At 72.8% G+C, this 19,513-nt stretch carries 19 protein-coding genes; 6 read left to right on the forward strand and 13 right to left on the reverse strand.

Annotation, left to right across the window (positions count from 1 at the left end; genetic code table 11):
* The first annotated feature begins 269 nt into the window (after positions 1 to 269).
* Positions 270 to 719: a cell division protein SepF gene (locus ACFWIA_RS19165; RefSeq protein WP_385495200.1), complete on the forward strand. Its 450-nt coding sequence runs from the start codon at positions 270 to 272 to the stop codon at positions 717 to 719.
* A 186-nt stretch (positions 720 to 905) separates the two neighbouring features.
* On the opposite strand, the gene ACFWIA_RS19170 is transcribed toward ACFWIA_RS19165, so the two are convergent.
* Positions 906 to 2,621, reverse strand: a complete 1,716-nt coding sequence (locus ACFWIA_RS19170) for an MFS transporter (protein ID WP_387006410.1) — start codon at positions 2,619 to 2,621, stop codon at positions 906 to 908.
* 502 nt (positions 2,622 to 3,123) lie between these two features.
* Between ACFWIA_RS19170 and ACFWIA_RS19175 the strand changes: the two genes are divergently transcribed.
* On the forward strand, positions 3,124 to 4,161 hold the full coding sequence (locus ACFWIA_RS19175; protein WP_387006413.1) for a phosphatase PAP2 family protein: 1,038 nt from the start codon (positions 3,124 to 3,126) through the stop codon (positions 4,159 to 4,161).
* 124 nt (positions 4,162 to 4,285) lie between these two features.
* Here the strand turns inward: ACFWIA_RS19175 and ACFWIA_RS19180 are convergent, their stop codons facing one another.
* Positions 4,286 to 4,501, reverse strand: coding sequence for an I78 family peptidase inhibitor (locus ACFWIA_RS19180; protein ID WP_387006416.1), 216 nt, complete (start codon positions 4,499 to 4,501; stop codon positions 4,286 to 4,288).
* 379 nt (positions 4,502 to 4,880) lie between these two features.
* On the opposite strand from ACFWIA_RS19180, the gene ctaD reads away from it, so the two are divergent.
* A complete protein-coding gene (gene ctaD / locus ACFWIA_RS19185; protein ID WP_387006419.1) occupies positions 4,881 to 6,638 on the forward strand; it encodes a cytochrome c oxidase subunit I in 1,758 nt (585 codons plus the stop codon).
* Here ctaD and ACFWIA_RS19190 read toward each other — a convergent pair.
* Both ACFWIA_RS19190 and ACFWIA_RS19195 read right to left on the reverse strand, forming a co-directional pair.
* On the reverse strand, positions 6,571 to 7,557 hold the full coding sequence (locus tag ACFWIA_RS19190; RefSeq protein WP_387006422.1) for a helix-turn-helix transcriptional regulator: 987 nt from the start codon (positions 7,555 to 7,557) through the stop codon (positions 6,571 to 6,573). The genes ctaD and ACFWIA_RS19190 overlap by 68 nt on opposite strands.
* 90 nt (positions 7,558 to 7,647) lie before the next feature.
* Positions 7,648 to 8,250 carry a transglycosylase family protein gene (locus ACFWIA_RS19195; RefSeq protein ID WP_387006425.1) on the reverse strand — a complete coding sequence of 201 codons (603 nt, stop codon included), beginning with the start codon at positions 8,248 to 8,250 and terminating at the stop codon, positions 7,648 to 7,650.
* A 562-nt stretch (positions 8,251 to 8,812) separates the two neighbouring features.
* Between ACFWIA_RS19195 and ACFWIA_RS19200 the strand changes: the two genes are divergently transcribed.
* Complete coding sequence (locus ACFWIA_RS19200) at positions 8,813 to 9,586, forward strand: hypothetical protein (protein WP_387006428.1); 774 nt, start codon at positions 8,813 to 8,815, stop codon at positions 9,584 to 9,586.
* Between the two features lie 187 nt (positions 9,587 to 9,773).
* Entirely contained in the window at positions 9,774 to 10,211 is a 438-nt protein-coding gene (locus ACFWIA_RS19205; RefSeq protein WP_387006431.1) for a hypothetical protein, read from the forward strand.
* 40 nt (positions 10,212 to 10,251) lie between these two features.
* Here the strand turns inward: ACFWIA_RS19205 and der are convergent, their stop codons facing one another.
* The 5 genes from der to aroH form a co-directional block, all read right to left on the reverse strand.
* Complete coding sequence (gene der / locus ACFWIA_RS19210; RefSeq protein WP_387006434.1) at positions 10,252 to 11,727, reverse strand: ribosome biogenesis GTPase Der; 1,476 nt, start codon at positions 11,725 to 11,727, stop codon at positions 10,252 to 10,254.
* 74 nt (positions 11,728 to 11,801) lie between these two features.
* Positions 11,802 to 12,389: a lysophospholipid acyltransferase family protein gene (locus ACFWIA_RS19215; protein ID WP_387006507.1), complete on the reverse strand. Its 588-nt coding sequence runs from the start codon at positions 12,387 to 12,389 to the stop codon at positions 11,802 to 11,804.
* A 71-nt stretch (positions 12,390 to 12,460) separates the two neighbouring features.
* Positions 12,461 to 13,180: a (d)CMP kinase gene (gene cmk / locus ACFWIA_RS19220; RefSeq protein ID WP_387006437.1), complete on the reverse strand. Its 720-nt coding sequence runs from the start codon at positions 13,178 to 13,180 to the stop codon at positions 12,461 to 12,463.
* A gap of 211 nt (positions 13,181 to 13,391) precedes the next feature.
* Entirely contained in the window at positions 13,392 to 14,486 is a 1,095-nt protein-coding gene (locus ACFWIA_RS19225; protein WP_387006440.1) for a prephenate dehydrogenase, read from the reverse strand.
* Positions 14,483 to 14,845, reverse strand: a complete 363-nt coding sequence (gene aroH / locus ACFWIA_RS19230) for a chorismate mutase (protein WP_387006443.1) — start codon at positions 14,843 to 14,845, stop codon at positions 14,483 to 14,485. Before aroH ends, ACFWIA_RS19225 begins: the two co-directional genes overlap by 4 nt.
* 167 nt (positions 14,846 to 15,012) lie before the next feature.
* On the opposite strand from aroH, the gene ACFWIA_RS19235 reads away from it, so the two are divergent.
* Positions 15,013 to 15,717, forward strand: coding sequence for a DNA polymerase beta superfamily protein (locus tag ACFWIA_RS19235; RefSeq protein ID WP_387006446.1), 705 nt, complete (start codon positions 15,013 to 15,015; stop codon positions 15,715 to 15,717).
* Between the two features lie 19 nt (positions 15,718 to 15,736).
* On the opposite strand, the gene ACFWIA_RS19240 is transcribed toward ACFWIA_RS19235, so the two are convergent.
* The 4 genes from ACFWIA_RS19240 to scpB all read right to left on the reverse strand — a co-directional run bounded on the left by ACFWIA_RS19240 (position 15,737) and on the right by scpB (position 19,513).
* Positions 15,737 to 16,798 carry an ADP-ribosylglycohydrolase family protein gene (locus tag ACFWIA_RS19240; RefSeq protein WP_387006449.1) on the reverse strand — a complete coding sequence of 354 codons (1,062 nt, stop codon included), beginning with the start codon at positions 16,796 to 16,798 and terminating at the stop codon, positions 15,737 to 15,739.
* The gene (locus ACFWIA_RS19245; RefSeq protein WP_387006452.1) at positions 16,795 to 17,559 is read right to left on the reverse strand and encodes an NUDIX domain-containing protein; all 765 of its coding nucleotides are present in this window, start codon (positions 17,557 to 17,559) and stop codon (positions 16,795 to 16,797) included. The genes ACFWIA_RS19240 and ACFWIA_RS19245 overlap by 4 nt, the downstream gene beginning before the upstream one ends.
* Positions 17,560 to 17,753: 194 nt before the next feature.
* The gene (locus ACFWIA_RS19250) at positions 17,754 to 18,839 is read right to left on the reverse strand and encodes a pseudouridine synthase (RefSeq protein WP_387006454.1); all 1,086 of its coding nucleotides are present in this window, start codon (positions 18,837 to 18,839) and stop codon (positions 17,754 to 17,756) included.
* Positions 18,839 to 19,513 carry an SMC-Scp complex subunit ScpB gene (gene scpB, locus ACFWIA_RS19255; protein WP_387006510.1) on the reverse strand — a complete coding sequence of 225 codons (675 nt, stop codon included), beginning with the start codon at positions 19,511 to 19,513 and terminating at the stop codon, positions 18,839 to 18,841. The genes ACFWIA_RS19250 and scpB overlap by 1 nt, the downstream gene beginning before the upstream one ends.

Below are 19,513 nucleotides of genomic sequence, written 5' to 3' on the forward strand. Positions count from 1 at the left end.
GTACGACCTTTCGGCCCGGCATGCTAGCGGGACCTGCGTTCACCCGGACGCCCCGACCGTCACCCAAACGCCGCGAGAAATCATATTTCACTCACAGTCAGCAGCGTTGTTCCGCAAGACCCTTGGAATCAAGGGACCACAACCGATTTGCTGTGCACCAGTACCGTCACGAAAAGCCCGCGCGGTCACGTTCCCCTTGGCGCGTTGTCAGCATCATGGTCGACCATAGGGGACGGAACCACGCAAGACCGCTGTGAGAGGAGGCGTCCATGGGATCGGTGCGCAAGGCGAGTGCCTGGCTTGGCCTCGTCGACGACAACGATGACGAGCGTTACTACGACCGCTACGAGCACGACACGGATGACGCGACCGAAGGCCACGGCAACGCCTGGGTGACCGATCCGCGCGTGCAGGTGGCTTCGGACACCGCCGAGGAGGGCGGACGCCGGATCGGCACGGTCACCCCGGACAGCTTCCGGGACGCCCGGGCCATCGGCGAACTGTTCCGGGACGGCGTCCCCGTCATCGTCAACCTCACGGCCATGGAGTCCTCCGACGCCAAGCGCGTCGTCGACTTCGCGGCCGGGCTGACCTTCGGGCTGCGCGGCTCCATCGAGCGCGTGGCCACCCGTGTCTTCCTGCTGACGCCTTCGCACACCGAGATCGTCAACGGTGAGGCACCGAGCCGTCGGGCCGACAACTTCTTCAACCAGAGCTGAGGCAAGGCCGCTCACCGGCGCGGCCGGGGCGCCACGCCCGGCCCGGGCAACCGCCCGGACCGGCACCGCAGGGCCGCAGGGCCCCGTCGCGGTAGGCGTCGAGCCCGGTGAGCGCCTTGCCCAGGACGGGACGACGGCCCCCGTACCCCGCCGCAACGGGACCGCGACGACGGCAGGTCCGACCGCTCAGACCACCGCGTCGGCGGAGGCGCGGGACGTGGCGGCAGCCCGGGGCTGGGGCACTTCGGCGCCCACCGCGGGACGGCAGGGTCCGGTGCCCGGATCGGGGCAGTCCACCGCCACCCGGGGCAGCCGCAGCGCGGCCAGTGCGCCGAGCAGCAACAGGACCGCACTCACCACCAGGGTCAGGTGCAACCCGGTCACGAAGGAGTCGCGCGCGGCCTCGCGCAGACCCTGACCGGCCGCACCACCGAGCCGGTCGGACACCTCGTACGCCTCGCCCAGCGAATGGCTCGCCGCCTCCCGCGCACCGGAAGGCACCCCCGCCGCGCCCGCCACCCCCTGCCCGTAGGCGGCGTTCATGACGCTGCCGAGCAGGGCGATGCCGATGCCGGCACCTAGCTGGTACGAGGTCTCCCCGATGGCCGCGGCGCCCCCCGCCCGCTCCGCCGGGGCCTCCGCGAGCATCGACTCGTACGCCCCGAAGAGGGTGGTCTCCAGACCGAAGCCGAGCATCAGGAACCCGGCGAGGAGCAGCCCGCGGTTGTCGTGGTGGCCCATGAAGGTGAGGGTGAGGACCGCGACGGCGGTCAGCACGAAGCCGAGCGCGACCATCGTCCGCGGCCCCAGCCGCCGCAGCATCCGTGCCCCGGCGAGACCGGCGGCCATCGCGGCGACGGTGAGCGGCAGCAGCCGCATCCCCGTTTCCAGCGGGGAGAGGCCGAGGACGAGTTGCAGGTACTGGGCGGCGACGAGTTCCAGCCCGACGAGGGCGAGCATCGCGAGGACGATGCAGCCGACCGAGGTGCTGAACGCCGGCCGGGCGAACATGCCCAGATCGACGAGCGGGTGCCGCCGGGCCCGCTGGCGCCGCACGAACGCGAGGAGCAGGGCGGCCCCGCCGAGCAGCGGCAGCAGGGTGAGCAGCCCCTCGGCGTCCGGGCCGGCCGCACCGCTACCGAGCCGCTTGACCCCGAGCACCAGGGCGAACAGTCCGGCGGCGGCCGTCAACGCACCGGCCACGTCCCAGGGTCCGTCCTGCCCACCGGTGGACTCGGGCAGGAGCAGCCGTCCCACCGGGAGGCTGACCAGCATCAGCGGGATGTTGATGAGGAAGACCGAGCCCCACCAGAAGTGTTCGAGCAGGAACCCGCCGAGCAGCGGGCCGAGCGCCGCGCCCACGGCGGCGACCGCGCTCCAGACGCCGATGGCGAGGGCGCGCTCGCGCCGGTCGGGGAAGACCTGCCGCAGGATCGACAGGGTGGCGGGCATGATCATCGCGCCACCGACCCCGAGCAGCGCGCGGGCCGCGATCAGGACGCCCGCCTCGTCGGCGAGGGCGGCGAGGGCGGAGGCCACGCCGAACAGCGCGTACCCGAAGAGGAGCACCCGGCGTCGACCGATCCGGTCGCCCAGGGTGCCGAAGAGGATGAGCAGGGCGGCGCAGACCAGGGGGTAGGCGTCGACGATCCACAGCAGTTCGACCCCGCTGGGCCGCAGGTCCTCGGTGACGGCGGGTACGGCGACGTGCAGGACGGTCGCGTCGACGGCGACGAGCAGCAGGCTGGTGCACAGGACGAGCAGGACGAGCCAGCGGTTGGCGTCGCCGCCGGGGCCGCGGGTCGCATCGAGTGCGGCGCGGAAGCGGTCGAGGTGCGCCCCGGCGCGGGGGCGGGGGGCGTCCGCGGGTCCGCGCGCGGCGGCCGTGGTCGTCCCTGGCATGCGGTACCTCCCGGTGGTCTCTCGCACGCGGCGGGCCTGCGGGCGGGGCGTCCCGCGGCGTCGGGGTGGGGAGGTCCCCGTTCGGGCCGCACGAGGCGAGTGAGCCGCAAGCGTACGCGAGTCAGTACGGAGGCGAGTGGCGGGCCTGTCGCATCCCCGCCCGGGTCGCTGTGGGGTGTGCCACAGACGGGTCGCCCGCCCCCGACCACCCCCACCGATCACGCTCCGCGTACACTCCGTCACGTTCGGCGAGACGGCAACTCGCGGGCCGTGCGGGCCCGTTGGCGCTCCGGGAATTCGACCCGGGCCCACCGAAGGGGAATTGGACCTCCTCCATAAAAACCGCCCGGGATAGGCGGTGCGGAAATGGATGAGAACTCCTTCATGAAATAGGAGCGGCCCCGCATTGCCTCGCCCCACTGAGAGGAATGCCACATCACATGGTCATCACAAAGCGGGGGATTCGACCTGACCGACGGTGGGCCCCTGTAACGTCGATTGGGTGCGTACCGAACGAAACCTCACCCGTCTGGACCGGGTGTTCGCCCGCCTGGACCGTGAGCCGGAACGGCCGGCCCATGTCCGTGCACCGGAGATGAGCCGGCACAGGATCGTCCTGTTCTCGGCGACCCTGGCCTTTTACGTGGCGATCATCGTCGCGGTGCTGACCACCTCGTGGTTGGTCCGCCTCGACTGGCAGGTCATGTTCTTCCGGCCCTACCAGCAGTGGCCCGAACTCCACCCGTTCCTCGACTACTACGTGGTCCTCGGGCAGCGCGGCCCGACCGCGGTGATGGTCGCGGCGTGGCTCGGCTGGCGGTCGTGGCGGCAGCACACCCTGCGCCCGATGCTCACGCTCGGCCTGTCGCTGCTCCTGCTCAACGTCACGGTGGGCGCGGCCAAGTTGGGCATGGGCCGGCTGGGTCCGCACTACGCGACAGCGATCGGCTCGAACGAGATGTGGCTCGGCGGCGATATATTTCCCTCCGGCCACACCGCCAACGCCGTGGTGACCTGGGGCATCCTCGCCTATCTCGCCTCGACGCCGAGGGCCCGCCGCTATCTGTCGGCACTGTCCGCGGTCGTTTCGCTCGGTGTGGGCATGACCACCGTCTACCTCGGTACGCACTGGCTGAGCGACGTCCTACTCGGCTGGGCCGCCGGGCTGTTGATCCTGTTGGCGCTGCCCTGGCTCGAACCGTTGATCGCCCGTGTCGAGGCGTGGCTGTTCGCACAGCGCGACCTCTGGCGCGTCCGGCGGGCCGGCCCCCGCGCCACGAGCGGCGACGCCCCGCCCGTCCCGGTGGGCACACCGAGCACGGTGGGCGGTACCCGCACCATCCCGGCGCCGAGCGCGCCCGGGGGTGCGGGGAAGGTGCCCGGCCGGGAGCCCGCGTGGCCCACGCCCGGCGGGCACGCACCGCGCCCCGACCGCGCGCCGGTCACCCCGGTCGGCGGGCGGCGGGCGCCCCACCACCCGGACCGGGCGGCCGACTCCGTCCCGGCGGGCTCACCGTCCGCCCCGTCCTCCGGCCGCTGATCCGACCGCGGGGACGGTACGCACGCCCCCCCGACACCGCCAAGGCCCCGGCTCCGCAAGGAGTTCCGGGGCCTTCGCGCATCGTCGTGCCGGTGCCTTCCCGCCGCCCGGCACCCGGGCCGGGTCAACCCTTCCAGCAGCGGCGCACCACACCGTCGACGACCTCGAAGTTCAGCCGTCCGAAGCGGTACTCCATGGTGATGAACGCGCCCGGTTCCAGTGCGCGCACCGAGGACCAACCGCGCTCGCGGGCGAGCAGTTCGGCGGATTCGGTGCCCAGGCCCACATAGGCGGCCGGGTCGTCCCGGGGCTCTTCTGGCTGTCGCAGAGGGGGTTCCATGCCCGCCACGTTAACCGCGGGGGGCCTGCCGCGGCCCGCCCCCGGGTCACGCTTTCGTCACAGGATCACCGTCCTGTTATGCGTTTCCCCGACTCACACGAACGAGCGGTCTTCCCTCCTCCGCATTCACTCCCCGATGTCATGCAGCACCCTTTTTCGAAGCAGGAGGAACGCAAGGGAAAACCTCCGGAGCAATTTCGTTCAGAATCCGTTAGATCTTTCCTGTTCTCCCGCTGGCACTTCATCGGAAAAGCCGATGGAGCGACGGAGCTTCACGCTTTCCCTCCACCACACACCGATACCTTCGCCCCGTGTGGCAGACCTCCCCCGGATCACGAGCGGCCGGCGCGGAGCGCGGAGATCCAGGGAGGCACGGTCGATGGCGACCGGAAGCACACCAAGGGCTGAGGAGCCGCCGGGCGGCGGCGCAGCGACCACGGCGCAGCCCGCCCCGGAGGCGGTGGACGTCGGCGCCCTGCGCGCCGGGCGCCGCGGCGCGGTGGTCGTGGACTGGCTGACCACCACCGACCACAAGAAGATCGGTCACCTCTATCTGATCACGTCGTTCGCGTTCTTCCTGATCGCCGGTCTGATGGCGCTGCTGATGCGGGCGGAACTCGCCCGCCCCGGCACCCAGCTCGTGTCGAACGAGCAGTTCAACCAACTCTTCACCCTGCACGGCACGATCATGCTGCTGCTGTTCGCGACCCCGACCTTCGCCGGATTCGCCAACGAGATCATGCCCCTCCAGATCGGCGCACCGGATGTGGCCTTTCCCCGGCTGAACATGCTCGCCTACTGGTTGTTCCTGTTCGGTGGGTTGATCGTGCTCGGCTCCCTGCTCACGCCGAGCGGCCCCGCGGACTTCGGATGGTTCGCGTACGCCCCGCTCAACAGCGCCACCCGCACCCCCGGAATCGGCGCCGACATGTGGATCATGGGGCTGGCGCTCGCCGGATTCGGAACGATCCTCGGCGCGGTGAACTTCCTGACCACGATCATCGCCATGCGGGCACCGGGCATGACGATGTTCCGGCTGCCCGTCTTCACCTGGAACGTGCTCTTCACGTCGATCCTCGTCCTGATGGCGTTCCCGGTGCTCGCCGCGGCGCTGCTGGTGCTGGAGGCCGACCGGCGCTTCGGCTCGGTGGTCTTCGAAGCGGCGAACGGCGGGGCGCTGCTGTGGCAGCACCTCTTCTGGTTCTTCGGGCACCCGGAGGTCTACATCATCGCCCTGCCGTTCTTCGGGATCGTCACGGAGATCATCCCGGTCTTCAGCCGCAAACCGGTCTTCGGCTACGCGACGTTGGTGGGCGCGACGATGGCGATCACCGGTCTGTCCGTGGTGGTGTGGGCGCACCACATGTTCGCGACCGGGGCGGTGCTGCTGCCGTTCTTCTCCCTGTTGTCGTTCCTGATCGCGGTGCCGACCGGGGTGAAGTTCTTCACCTGGGCGGGGACCATGTGGAAGGGGTCCCTGTCGTTCGAGGCGCCGATGCTCTGGGCCACCGGCTTCCTGGTGTCCTTCCTGTTCGGCGGTCTGACCGGGGTGATCCTGGCCTCCCCGCCGCTGGACTTCCACGTCACCGACTCGTACTTCGTCGTCGCGCACTTCCACTACGTGGTGTTCGGGACGGTGGTCTTCGCGACGTTCGCCGGGTTCCACTTCTGGTGGCCGAAGTTCACCGGGAAGCTGCTCGACGAACGGCTCGGCCGCATCCACTTCTGGACCCTGTTCACCGGCTTCCACCTGACGTTCCTGGTGCAGCACTGGCTCGGCGCCGAGGGCATGCCCCGGCGCTACGCGGACTACCTCGCCACCGACGGGTTCACCGCGCTCAACACCCTCTCCACCATCGGCGCCTTCCTGCTCGGCACCTCGACCCTGCCGTTCCTGTACAACGTGTGGCACACCGCCCGCCACGGCGCGCGGGTGACCGTGGACGACCCCTGGGGCTTCGGGCGGTCCCTGGAGTGGGCGACCTCCTGTCCGCCGCCCCGGCACAACTTCCGGACCATGCCGGTGATCCGCTCCGAGTCACCCGCGTTCGACCTGCACCACCCCGAGGTCAACCGGCGGACGGAGGACCCGCCGGCCGGTCGAGCGCCCGCGACAACCGGTCGCGGACCACGCTGATCGCCTCGGTGAGTTCCACCGGTTCCAGCACCTCGAACTCCAGGCCGATGAGCACCACATGGATCACCAGGACGTCCACGCTCGCCGCCCCGGTGCGCAACAGACAACTCGTCGGCCCCTCCCGTTCCAGGACGCCGTCCGAAGGGGAGACCCGCTCGGCGGCCACCTCGTAGGGCACGCACAGGCGGATGACGGCTCGTTCCGCGTACGCCCGGGTGGAGACGCCCTGCGCCACGTAGGCCGCGAGGTCGTCGGCGGGCGGGGTGCGCGGGGGGAAGCGGGGCCCGTGCGGCGGCTTCGGGACGATGCGGTCGACGCGGAAGGTGCGCCAGTCCGCACGGTCCACGTCCCAGGCCACCAGGTACCAGCGGCGCTCGGTGCACACCAGGCGGTGCGGTTCGACGGTCCGCCGGGAGGTGCTGCCCGCGTGGTCGCGGTAGGCGAAGCGGAGGCGTTCCGCGTCCCGGCAGGCGCCGGCGAGGTCGGTGAGCACGGCCGGGTCGACGGTGGCGGCGGGTCCGCCGCGCAGCATCGGCACGGTGAACCCGGTGAGCGCCCCGACCCGGCGGCGCAACCGGTGCGGCAGCACCTGTTCGAGTTTGGTGAGGGCGCGTACGGAACTCTCGCCGATGCCCTCGACGCCCTGCCCCGCCGCGGTGCGCAGGCCGACCGCGATGGCGACGGCCTCGTCGTCGTCGAGCAGCAGCGGCGGAAGTTCGGCGCCCACCCCGAGTTGGTAGCCGCCGCCGGTGCCGGGGGTCGCGTGGACGGGGTAGCCCAGTTCCCGCAGCCGGTCCACGTCCCGGCGGACGGTGCGCGAGGTGACGCCGAGCCGCTGTGCCAGTTCGGCCCCCGACCACTCGCGGTGGGCCTGGAACAGGGACAGCAGGCGCAGCAACCGGGCCGAGGTCTCCAACATGGCTCCGAGTCTGCCAGGCAGGGGGAACCGGGAGCGCGGCCCCGCCTCCGAGCCCTGGAGCGGGGCCGCGCGTACCGGTCGGGCGGCGGGTCAGACGTCGAGCCGCTGCCCCGGCACGATCAGATGGGGGTCGGTCCCGATGACGTGCCGGTTGGCGGTGTACAGCGCGCGCCAGTCGGTGTGGTGCCGGGCCGCGATCGTGCTGAGCGTGTCACCGCCTCGGACGGTGTACCCGCCGCGGACCTCCGGGTGCCGGGGGCCGCGCACCAACGGACTCCCGGCCTTCCGGGGTGCGGGGGTGGAGGTCGGGGGTGCGGGTGCGGCGACCGAGGGGGCGGCGCCGCTGGCCCCGGCCCGGGCCGAGCACACGGGCCAGGCGCCCCAGCCCTGGCCCCGCTGGACCTTGGTGGCCACGGCGATCTGCTGGGCCCGGGTCGCCCGGTCGGCGGTGGGGGCGTAGGCGGTGCCGCCGTAGGCGCGCCAGGTGCTGCCGGCGAACTGGAGCCCGCCGTAGTAGCCGTTGCCGGTGTTGATCGACCAGTTGCCGCCGCTCTCGCACCGGGCGATGCGGTCCCACACTCCGCCGTCCGCGGCGTGTGCGGTGCCGGCGGTGGCGAGCAGCGCCAGGGGGGCGAGGAGCACGGCCCCGGCGAGTACGGCGGTCCGACGGGCGGTCACGGGATGTCCGGACATGAGGTTCCCTCTCCGACAACCCGGGTCCCCCGGATGCACCGGCGTGCTCCGCACGTGGGGCGCGGAGCGTGCCGGTCCACCCCGTCCGCCGCCCGGCGCGCTGGGCGCCGGGCTCGCCGGTGGTGCGGCCGGCGGACGTACCCGAGTGGTGCTCGGTGCACACGGCCGAGGAATCTAGGGAGGGGGACGGCGCGGCATCAAGCATCGGCCCGTCGGGGCAGGCCAGTCACCGTTTACCCTGGGTAGCGGCCAATTCCGGTCACCGCCTTCATCATCTGATGTCAGGATTTCCCGCCCACCCGGCCCATCTCCCTGTGACTCAGTTCACCGACTCAACTCCATTGGCACCCCATGGAGTTGACTGTGCGTAGCCGAATTCCCCCGTCAACTCACGCTCCGCTCGGGTTGGTTCGATTCCGTTGCTCTTCGGGCGTGACCATGCCCACAGCTTCCCCGTTGTCCCTGACATGAGCCGGGGACCACTCGGCCCACCGGCCGGGAACCGCCCGGATCGGGCCGGGAGCAACCCGGCATCGCACGCACGAGAACCGAGGAGCCCCCCGTGCCGCGCATGCTCGACGTCAGCGATGACGTACGCGCCGAGATCGGTGATGCAGAAGCCGACCGGCTGCTCGCCGGTGAGAACGCCCCGGGCGGCTACGACTGCACGTCCTGCCGCACCCCGGGCGACTCGGAGCGGGAACGCACCAGCACCGTCCTGTTCATCGGCGAGGAGACCGCGGTGCTCGCCTTCGCCCACGCCACGTGTCTGCCCTCGCAGATCGTCCGGGTCAACGAGGAGGAACTCAAGGGAGCCGTCCGCTCCATCACCGGCGCGGAAGCCGACCCCGGCGCCCCCGAACAGGCCGTGCTGGGCATCACCAGCGGCCTGGTCCTCCTCGCCGGGGAACTCCACCCGGCGCTGGTCGTCGAACCCACCGCGCCGATCGCCCGGGCGGGCACCCCGGGCGAGCACGGCGACGAGTTCCTGCCCCTGCTGGTCGAACAGGGTTTCCACCCCGTGACCAGCGTGGACACGGTTCCGGCGGTCCTGCGGGGCTGGTCGGTGCTGCTGGCGATGGGGCAGCTGCACGCCGTGCTCCAGCCCGGCCCGAGCGGCGGCCAGCCGGTCGCCTGGTGGCAGGCGCACCAACCACTCCAGGTCACCGAGGGCTGGCGGACGGCCGCCAACAAGGCGCAACAGGTCCTGGTGTTCGCCGCACCGGTCGGTTCCATCGGCCGGCAGCCGCGGGAGGACCTCCTGCGCGACGCGCTCGACAAGGCCGCGGCGAACGGCCGGCTGGTCGCCGGCACCATGCCGCTCGCCGGCACCTGAGCACCCCGTTCCCCGGTGCGGCGCCTCCCGCACCGGGGAACGGTCGCGGGTCACCGCGGACCGCACCCGGTCACGACCGGCGAAATCGGGAACTCCGGCCGCATCCGTCGGAGCCCGGTGTCGTTGGCAGTTCGTGTACACCTACGACCCCACCCACCGTCCCCGCCACCCGAGCCCCATCCCGTCCATGCGTCCGGCACGGGAACTCCCGGGCGGCGCGTCGGCCACCCCGATCTACGACGCGCTGTACGCCGAGTACCGCAGGTTGTTCCGGGCCCTGCCCGGTGACCACAGCGGCGAGGAGGGGCTGCGGTTCACCGCCTTCGGCACGGGTCCGCGCGGGTCACTGCCCGATCGGTACGGCTCCGGCGCGTACGGCTCCACGCCCTCGGGGATGACGGGTGGGCTGTCGTCGGGTGGGCACGGGTCGGCCCAGCACGGGGCCGCCCATCCGGACGCACGCCACTCCCCCGGCTACGACCCGGGCCCCCGGTACGAAGCCCGACCGGGGCCCGACCGGACCGCCCCGGCCCATCCCACCGGGATGGTGCCGGTCTGGCAGACCGGCGGGCGGCACGGCTCGCACCTCCCGGCGCTGCCGCCCGCCCGGCGTCGGGAGCCCTGACCGCACGGGGCGTGCCGGACACGGCTCCTGCTTGCGTCCGCTACTTCTTGCGTCCGCGCTTCTCGCGCACCCGGACGGAGATGTGGATCGGGGTCCCCTCGAAACTGAACTCCTCGCGCAGTCGACGCTCCACGAAGCGTCGGTACCCGTGCTCGATGAAGCCGGAGGCGAAGAGCACGAACCGGGGGGGCTTCGTCCCGGCCTGGGTGCCGAACAGGATGCGGGGCTGCTTGCCGCCGCGGACGGGGTGCGGGTGCGCGGCGACGAGTTCGCCGAGGAACGCGTTCAGCCGACCGGTGGGCACCCGGGTCTCCCAGCCCGCGAGGGCCGTCTCGATCGCCGGGACCAGCTTCTCCATGTGCCGGCCGGTGCGAGCGGAGACGTTCACCCGGGGGGCCCAGGCGATCTGCGCCAGCTCGGTCTCGATCTCGCGCTCCAGGTAGTAGCGGCGCTCCTCGTCGAGGGTGTCCCACTTGTTGAAGGCGACGACGATCGCGCGGCCGGCCTCCACCGCCATGGTGACGATGCGCTGGTCCTGGACGCTGATGGTCTCCGAGGAGTCGATGAGGATCACCGCGACCTCGGCCTTCTCCACGGCCGCCGCGGTGCGCAGCGAGGCGTAGTAGTCGGCGCCCTGCTGGAGGTGGACCCGCTTGCGGATGCCGGCGGTGTCCACGAACTTCCAGGTCTTGCCGCCGAGCTCGATGATCTCGTCCACCGGGTCGCGGGTGGTGCCCGCCATCTCGTTGACGACGACCCGCTCCTCGTTCGCCACCTTGTTCAGCAGGGACGACTTGCCGACGTTGGGGCGGCCGATGAGCGCGATGCGCCGGGGACCGCCGAGCGCCGTGCCGAAACGCTGTGCGGGTGCCTCGGGCAGCGCCTCCAGGACCGCGTCGAGCATGTCGCCCGTACCACGGCCGTGCAGCGCCGAGACGGGGTGCGGCTCGCCGAGGCCGAGGGACCACAGTGCGGTGGCGTCGGCCTCGCCGCTGGGGCCGTCCACCTTGTTGGCGCACAGCACCACGGGCTTGCCGGCCTTGCGCAGCAGCCGGACGACCGCCTCGTCCGTGTCCGTCGGGCCGACCGTGGCGTCCACCACGAAGACGACCGCGTCGGCCGCCTCGATCGCGTACTCCGCCTGGGCGGCCACGGAGGCGTCGATGCCGAGCACGTCCTGCTCCCAGCCGCCGGTGTCGACGACCTTGAAGCGGCGGCCGGCCCATTCGGCCTCGTAGGTGACGCGGTCCCGGGTCACCCCGGGACGGTCCTCCACCACGGCCTCGCGGCGGCCGATGATCCGGTTCACCAGGGTCGACTTGCCGACGTTGGGGCGACCGACGACGGCGAGGACCGGCAGGGGGCCGTGTCCGGCCTCCTCGATCGCGCCCTCGACGTCCTCCAGGTCGAAGCCCTCTTCGGCGGCGAGCTCCATGAACTCCGCGTACTCGGCGTCGCCGAGCGCCCCGTGGTCGTGCCCGTCGCCCGTGCCCTCGGAGGGAGTGTGCTGGTTCATGAAGTCCGTACCTTCGTTCATCGTGGTGATCGGTGGACCGACCCGTTCGGGGTGATCCACTACTCAAGTGTCGCCTAGCGGCCGGTGAGCCGCCTGGCGTTTTCCAGGTGGGCGGTCAACTGTTCCTGGATGCGCCCGGTCGCCGCGTCCAAGGCGGTGCGGGTGCGCCGTCCGCTGCCGTCGTCGGCCCGGAACGCCTCGCCGAAGACGACGTCCACCCGGCTGCGCAGCGGGGGCAGCCCGGGTATCAGCCGGCCCCGGCGCTCGGTGCTGCCCAGCACCGCGACCGGGACGATCGGCGCGCCGCCCCGCACCGCGAAGTACGCGAGCCCGGCGCGCAGCGACGCGAAGTCGCCGGCGCCCCGGGTGCCCTCCGGGAAGATCCCGAGGGCGCCGCCCTGCTCCAGGACGCCGAGCGCCCGGGTGATCGCGGACCGGTCGGCGGTGGAGCGGTCGACCTTGAGCTGGCCGATGCCGTCCAGGAAGGGGCCGAGCGGACCCACGAACGCCTCCTGCTTGATCAGGAAGTGCACGGGGCGCGGTGCGGTGCCCATGAGCATGGGTCCGTCGATGTTGTGGGAGTGGTTGACCGCGAAGACGAGCGGGCCGGTCACCGGGACCTTCCAGGCGCCCAGGACCCGCGGCTTCCACAGTCCGTACATCAGGCCGACCCCGATCCGGCGGCCGATGTCGGCGCTCCGGGTCGAGGGGACCCGCGTCGTCGACGCGTCCGTCACCGGCCCGCCCGCTCACCGTCGACGAGCACCTGAGGGCCGCGCCGGTCCTGGACCAGGGTGACCACGCACTCGATGACCTGCTGGAGCGTGAGGTCGGTGGTGTCGACCTCGACGGCGTCGGCGGCCTTGGCGAGCGGCGAGGTCTTGCGGCTGGAGTCCGCGGCGTCCCGCTTGACCAGGGCCTCCTGGGTGGCCTTGACGTCGGCGCCCTTCAGCTCGCCGCTGCGCCGGGCCGCACGGGCCTCCGGGGAGGCGGTGAGGAAGATCTTCAGATCGGCGTCGGGCAGGACGGTGGTGCCGATGTCCCGGCCCTCCACCACGATGCCGCCCGCGGCGGACGCGGCGATGCTCCGCTGGAGCTCGGTGATCCGGGTGCGGACCTCGGGCACCGCGCTGACCGCGCTGACCTTCGCCGTGACCTCCGGGGTGCGGATCGGCGCGGACACGTCGGTGCCGTCCACGGTGATCGTCGGGGCCGCCGGGTCCGTGCCGGACACGATCTCGGGCTTGTCCGCGACCGCGGCGACGGCCGCCGGGTCGGTGACGTCGACGCCGTGGTGCACCATCCACCAGGTGATCGCCCGGTACTGAGCGCCAGTGTCGAGGTAGCGCAGGCCCAACTGGGCGGCGACGGCCTTGGAGGTGCTGGACTTGCCCGTGCCGGACGGACCGTCGATCGCGACGATGACTGCGGTGGTTCCGGCGACGGTTTCCACGGGGCACCTTCCAGGGGTGGGGCATGACGGGGCGGTCCGGGCCCGCGAGGGCCCCGGACAAGGTTACTTGTTCCGACGGGGCCGCCCGGACCGGTGCCCGCCCCCGGAACACCGCTCGGCCGGAGCCCCGCGGTCCGGGTCGGGAGGGTGGGGCCGGGTCCTGGGCGGGAGGGTGGCCGGGCCGCCGGGACGCGGCGGCCCGACCACCCGGCTAGGGGCGGATCGACCAGCCGCGTTCCCGCAGCGCCGCGGTCAGCGCGGGCGCGGCCGTCGGGAGGACCACCAGTTCGACGAGGCCCTCCTGCCGGCCGGTGGCGTGCTCGATCCGTACGTCCTCGACGTTCACTCCGGCCGCTCCCGCGTCGGCGAAGATCCGTGCGAGCTGCCCCGGCTCGTCCCCGATCAGCACGACCACGCTCTCGTAGACGGCGGGCGCGGTCCCGTGCTTGCCGGGGACCCGGGTCTGTCCGGCGTTCCCCCGCCGCAGCAGGGCCTCGATCCCGGTGGCGCCCTCGCGTCGCTTCTCCTCGTCCGCGGACTGGAGGGAGCGCAGGGCACGGACGGTGCCGTCGAGGTCCTCGGCGACCTCGGTGAGCAGGTCGGCGACCGGGCCGGGGTTCGCGGACAGGATGTCGATCCACATCCGGGGGTCGGAGGCGGCGATCCGGGTGACGTCACGGATGCCCTGGCCGCTGAGGCGCACCGCGGACTCGTCGGCGTGCTCCAGTCGGGCGGCCACCAGGCCCGACAGCAGGTGCGGCATGTGCGACACCAGCGCCACCGCGCGGTCGTGGGCGTCGGCGTCCATGACCACGGGCACGGCCCGGCACAGGGCGACCACTTCCAGCGCCAGGTTCAGCACCTCGGTGTCGGTGTCCCGGGTGGGCGTGAGCACCCAGGGGCGCCCTTCGAAGAGGTCCGCGGTGGCGGCGAGCGGGCCGGACTTCTCCCGTCCGGACATGGGGTGGGTGCCGATGTAGCGGGCGAGGGCCTCGGGAGCGGTCCCGAGGGCCTCCAGCTGGCGCCGGGGACCGCCCTTGACGCTGGCCACGTCGAGGCAGCCGCGGGCGGCGCCCCGCCCCAGGACGTCCGCGAGGGTCGCGGCGACGTGGGCGGGCGGCACCGCGACGATCGCGAGGTCCACCGGGCCGGCCGGCGGGCCGTCGGTGCCGGCGCCGAGCGCGGCGGCGGTCCTGGCCTGCTGGGAGTCGTGGTCCACGAGGTGGACGGCCACGCCGCGGCCGGTGAGGGCCAGGGCGATGGAGGTGCCGATCAGGCCGGTGCCGATGACGAGTGCGGTTCTCACTGGGCGATGTCCTTGCGCAGGGCCGCCGCGGCCCCCAGGTAGACGTGGGAGATCTCGGAGCGGGGCAGATCGGTCTCGATGTGCGCGAGCACCCGGACCACCCGGGGCATCGCGCCTTCGACGTCGAGTTCCTGGGCGCAGATCAGCGGGACGTCGACCAGGCCGAGGCCGCGCGCGGCAGCGGCGGGGAAGTCGCTGTGCAGGTCGGGGGTGGCGGTGAACCAGAAGCTGATCAGGTCGTCCGGGGTGAGGGCGTTGCGTGCGAGGATCGCCTCCAGCAGTGCGGCGACGCGCTCGCGCATGTGGTCGGCCTCGTCGCGCTCCAACTGGACGGCCCCCCGGACCGCTCGTACCGCCACCGTCTTCCGCCTTCCGCTTGCGAACCCTCCGTAGCGCCGCGCTGGACGCGGGTACGCCGACGGTGCCCAGCCTAGCCAGCGCGACGGGGGTGCACGTGCGCCGCCCGGGTTCCGGGGCGGTCGGAAATTCCCGGAAGGCCGGCCAGGGGCGCCCGTACGCTGACGGCATGGCTCCCGAGGAACTGGTCCGTCACCACACGATCTACTCCTGTGTCACGGGTTCGCGGGCCTTCGGTCTGGCCACGGACGCCAGCGACACGGACCGGCGCGGGGTGTTCGTCGCTCCGACGCCGTTGTTCTGGCGCTTCGACAAGCCGCCCACCCATGTCGAAGGACCGGGCGAGGAACAGTTCGGCTGGGAGCTCGAACGGTTCTGCGAGCTGGCCCTGCGGGCCAACCCGAACATCCTGGAGTGCCTGTACTCGCCGCTCGTGGAGTACGCGGACGGGACCGGGCGGGAGCTGCTCGACCTGCGCGGGGCGTTCCTGTCGCGGCGGGTCCACGAGACGTTCACGGGGTACGCGACGGCGCAGCGGGCCCGGCTGGCGGCGGACGTCCGCCGCCACGGCGCCCCGCGCTGGAAGCACGCCATGCACATGCTGCGGCTGCTGCGGTCCTGTCGGGACCTGCTGCGCACCGGCACGCTCACCCTCGACGTGGGCGAGGAGCGCGAACGGCTGCTCGCGGTGCGGCGGGGCGAGGTGCCCTGGGCCGAGGTGGAGTCCCGGATGGGCCGTCTGGTCGACCGGGCCGCCGCGGAGCTGCCCCGCAGTCCGCTGCCGCCGGAGCCCGACCGGGCCCGGGTCGAGGCGTTCCTGACGGCGGTCCGGGCGCGTTCCGCACACCTCGCGGTGGCCCCGGCGGGCCGCTGACCTGCGCAGCGCGCCCGTCTCAGGCGTCCCAGAGCGCTCCGAAGGCGAGCAGTTCGTCCCGGTGCTCCAACCGGTCGACCCAGGCCGTGGGCCAGACGTCGGCGCCGAGGTGGGCGCCCGCGAACGCACCGGTGAGGCAGGCGATCGAGTCCGAGTCGCCCGAGGTGCAGGCGGCCCGGCGCAGGGCGGTGAGCGGGTCACCGGGGAAGAGCAGGAAGCAGAGCAGCGCGGTGGCGAGGGCTTCCTCGGCGATCCAGCCCTCCCCCGTGACGAGACAGGGGTCGGTCTCCGGTGAGGGGTCCCGCAGTGCGTCGCGGAGCCGGTCGAGGACGGCTGAGCACTCGTCCCAGCCGCGGGCGATGAACTCCTCGGGCGAGGCGTCCCCGGCCCGTTGCCACAGGTCGCCGAGCCAGCGCTGGTGGTAGCGGGTGCGGTTCTCGAAGGCGTACGAGCGCAACCGGCCGACCAGCCCGGTGGGGTCCGCGCCATGTGCGAGGAGCCGCACCGCGTGGGCGGTGAGGTCGCTGGCGGCGAGCGCGGTGGGGTGGCCGTGGGTGAGTGCGCCCTGGGCCTGGGCGAGGCCGGCCCGTCGCTCGTCGTCCAGCCCGGGCAGCAGGCCGACGGGGACGACACGCATGTTGGCCCCGCAGCCCTTGGAGTGGAGCTGACTGGCGTCCTGCCAGGGCCCGGTGCCGGATTCGAGCAGGGCGCAGGCGGTCAGACAGGTGCGGCCGGGGGCGCGGTCGTTGTCGGGCGACCGGTACCAGGCCACGAACTCGTCGCGGACCGGGGCCAGCGTCCGCGCGGGGTCGAGGAGGGTTCCGTCGCCCGCCCTCCACAGGGCCCGGGCGAGCGCGAGGGTCATCTGGGTGTCGTCGGTGACGAAGGCCGGCGACGGCAGCTCCATCGACCGCCAGGGTCCGCACTTCGCCAGGATGGACGGGACGTCGTGGAACTCGGTGGGGAACCCGAGCGCGTCGCCGAGGGCGAGGCCGACGAGGGCCCCGGTGGCGGGGCGCCCGGCGCGGACCGGGCCGGGGCGGACCGGGGTGGGGGACGCGGGGGTCGGTGAGGTGGTCATGCGGGCCGTCCTTCCGGGCGCAGCAGGGGTGGGTACGGTGCGGTGGCCGTGCCGGCGCGGTAGAGCGCGGCGGGTTTGCCCCGGCCTCCGGTGAGCCGGGCGGCACCGGTGACGGCTTCCACGAAACCGGGCGTGGCGAGGACCTTGCGACGGAAGTTGGCGGGGTCCAGCGGGGTGCCCCACACCGCTTCGTACACGCGCCGCAGCTCGCCGAGGGTGAACTCGGGCGGGCAGAAGGAGGTGGCGAGCGAGGTGTGCTCCAGCTGGGAGCCGATGCGTTCGCGGGCGTCGGCGAGGATGCGGTCGTGGTCGAAGGCGAGCGGTCCCGGGCGTCCGGGGGGCGTCCACCGGGCGCGCCGGGCGTCGTCGCCGCCCCGTGGTTCGGGCGGATCGGGGACGAGCGCGGTGTAGGCGACGGAGACGACCCGCATCCGGGCGTCGCGGTCGGGTTCGCTGTAGGTGTGCAGCTGTTCGAGGTGGAGTCCGGCGACGGTGTCGGCGGACAGTCCGGTCTCCTCGGCGAGTTCCCGGCGGGCGGCCCGGCCGGCGGACTCGTGGGGCAGGACGAAGCCCCCGGGGAGGGCCCAGCGCCCTTGGTGGGGCTGCTCGCCGCGCTCGACCAGCAGGACGTGCAGGGCGGCGTCGCGGACGGTGAAGACGGCCAGGTCGACGGTGACGGCGAACGGTTCGAACGCGTGCTTGTCGTAGCCCTCGGGAGCCCGGCCGCCGCCGGCCCGTTCCCCTGCGGGGTGGGTGCTCATCGCTCTTCCTCCAGGCGGTCGCCGCGTCGCGGGTCCGTCACGACCGGGGTCGGGCGGCGCCTCGGAGCCACCCCTTATTGGTCACTCAGACTATAAAGAGGGGGGCGGTGTGCACAAGCCCCGATCGGGGCCGGACGCACCGAGGCCGGGCCCGGAAACTCCGGGCCCGGCCTCGGTGGCGGAAGGGGCGTCGCCTACAGGTCGACCTCGTTCATCAGCATGCCGACCTCCGTGTTGGACAGCCTGCGCAGCCAGCCGGACTTCTGGTCGCCCAGGGTGATCGGCCCGAACGCCACCCGGACCAGCTTGTCCACGGGGAACCCGGCCTCGGCGAGCATCCGGCGCACGATGTGCTTGCGCCCCTCGTGCAGGGTCACCTCGACCAGGTAGTTCTTGCCGGTCTGCTCCACCACCCGGAAGTGGTCGGCGCGGGCGTAGCCGTCCTCCAGCTGGATGCCGTCCTTGAGCTGCTTGCCCAGGTCGCGCGGGATGGGGCCGACGATGTGCGCCAGGTAGGTCTTCTTGACGCCGTACTTGGGGTGCGTCAGGCGGTGCGCCAGCTCACCGTGGTTGGTGAGCAGGATCACGCCCTCGGTCTCGGTGTCGAGCCGTCCGACGTGGAAGAGCCGCGTCTCCCGGTTGGTGACGTAGTCGCCGAGGCACTGCCGGCCGTCCGGGTCCTCCATCGTCGACACCACGCCCGCGGGCTTGTTCAGCGAGAAGAACTGGTACGACTGCGTGGCCACGGTGAGCCCGTCGACCTTGATCTCGTCGTTCATCGGGTCCACGCGCAGCCCCTGCTCCATCACGATGGAGCCGTTGACCTCCACGCGCGCGTTCTCGATCAGCTCCTCGCAGGCGCGGCGCGAGCCGTACCCCGCGCGGGCCAGCACCTTCTGCAGCCGCTCGCCCTCCTGCTCGGCGCCGGGGAACGTCTTGGGGGTCTGGACCTGCTTCTTCTCCGCGTAGCGCTCCCGGTTGCGCTCCTCGGACCGTACGTCGTACTCCCGGGAGCGCCCCGGCGCCGTGCGGTCGCCCCGGCCCTGGGCGGACTGCTTGGGACGGCCCTTGGCGCCCCCGCGCGCCGCGGCGCCGCGGCCACCCCGCGCGCCGTCGGGGCCCCCGCTGCCGGAACCGCCGGCACCGCCGGACGCGCCTGTCTGGTGACGGCGCTCCTCAGGGCGGGGCCGCCCGGCACGCTTCTGCTTGTCGTCGCGCCCATTGCCCGCGCCGCGGGGGTTACCGCGTCCGCTGTTCCTGTCGCTGCCGCTGCTTCGCATCAAAGTTCCGTCTTGTCGTCTGCGTCGAAGGTCCCGGAGTCGGGAGCGTCCGGATCGAACGACGGTACGCCCTCCTGCGTCTCGGCCTCGATCGCCTCCGCCTCGGGGAGGAAGGGCGCGAGCTCCGGAAGCTCGTCCAGGCCGCGCAGGCCCATCCGCTCCAGGAAGTAGTTCGTCGTCCTGTACAGGATCGCACTTGTTTCGGGTTCCGTGCCCGCCTCCGCCACCAGCCCGCGCTGGAGGAGGGTCCGCATCACCCCGTCACAGTTCACGCCGCGCACCGCGGAGACCCGGGAACGGCTGACCGGCTGTCGGTACGCGACGACCGCGAGGGTCTCCAGCGCGGCCTGGGTGAGCCGGGCGTGCTGGCCGTCCAGGACGAAGCCCTCGACCGCCGCCGCGTACGCGGGCCGCGTGTAGTAGCGCCAGCCGCCCGCGACGAGGCGCAGCTCGAAGCCGCGGCCCTGGACCGCGTACTCGTCGGCCAGCTCCCGCAGGGCCTCGGCGACCTGTCGTCGGGGGCGCTGGAGGACCTTCGCCAGGTGCTCCTCGGTGGCCGGCTCGTCGACCACCATCAGCACGGCCTCCAGTGCGGGTCTCAGGTCCAGTCCTGCGACCTCCCCCTGCGTCGTGGGGGCGCCGGCCCCGCCGTCACCCTGGCCGTCGCCGCCCAG

This window comes from Streptomyces sp. NPDC127068 (assembly GCF_042724695.1).
Lineage (GTDB): Bacteria > Actinomycetota > Actinomycetes > Streptomycetales > Streptomycetaceae > Streptomyces.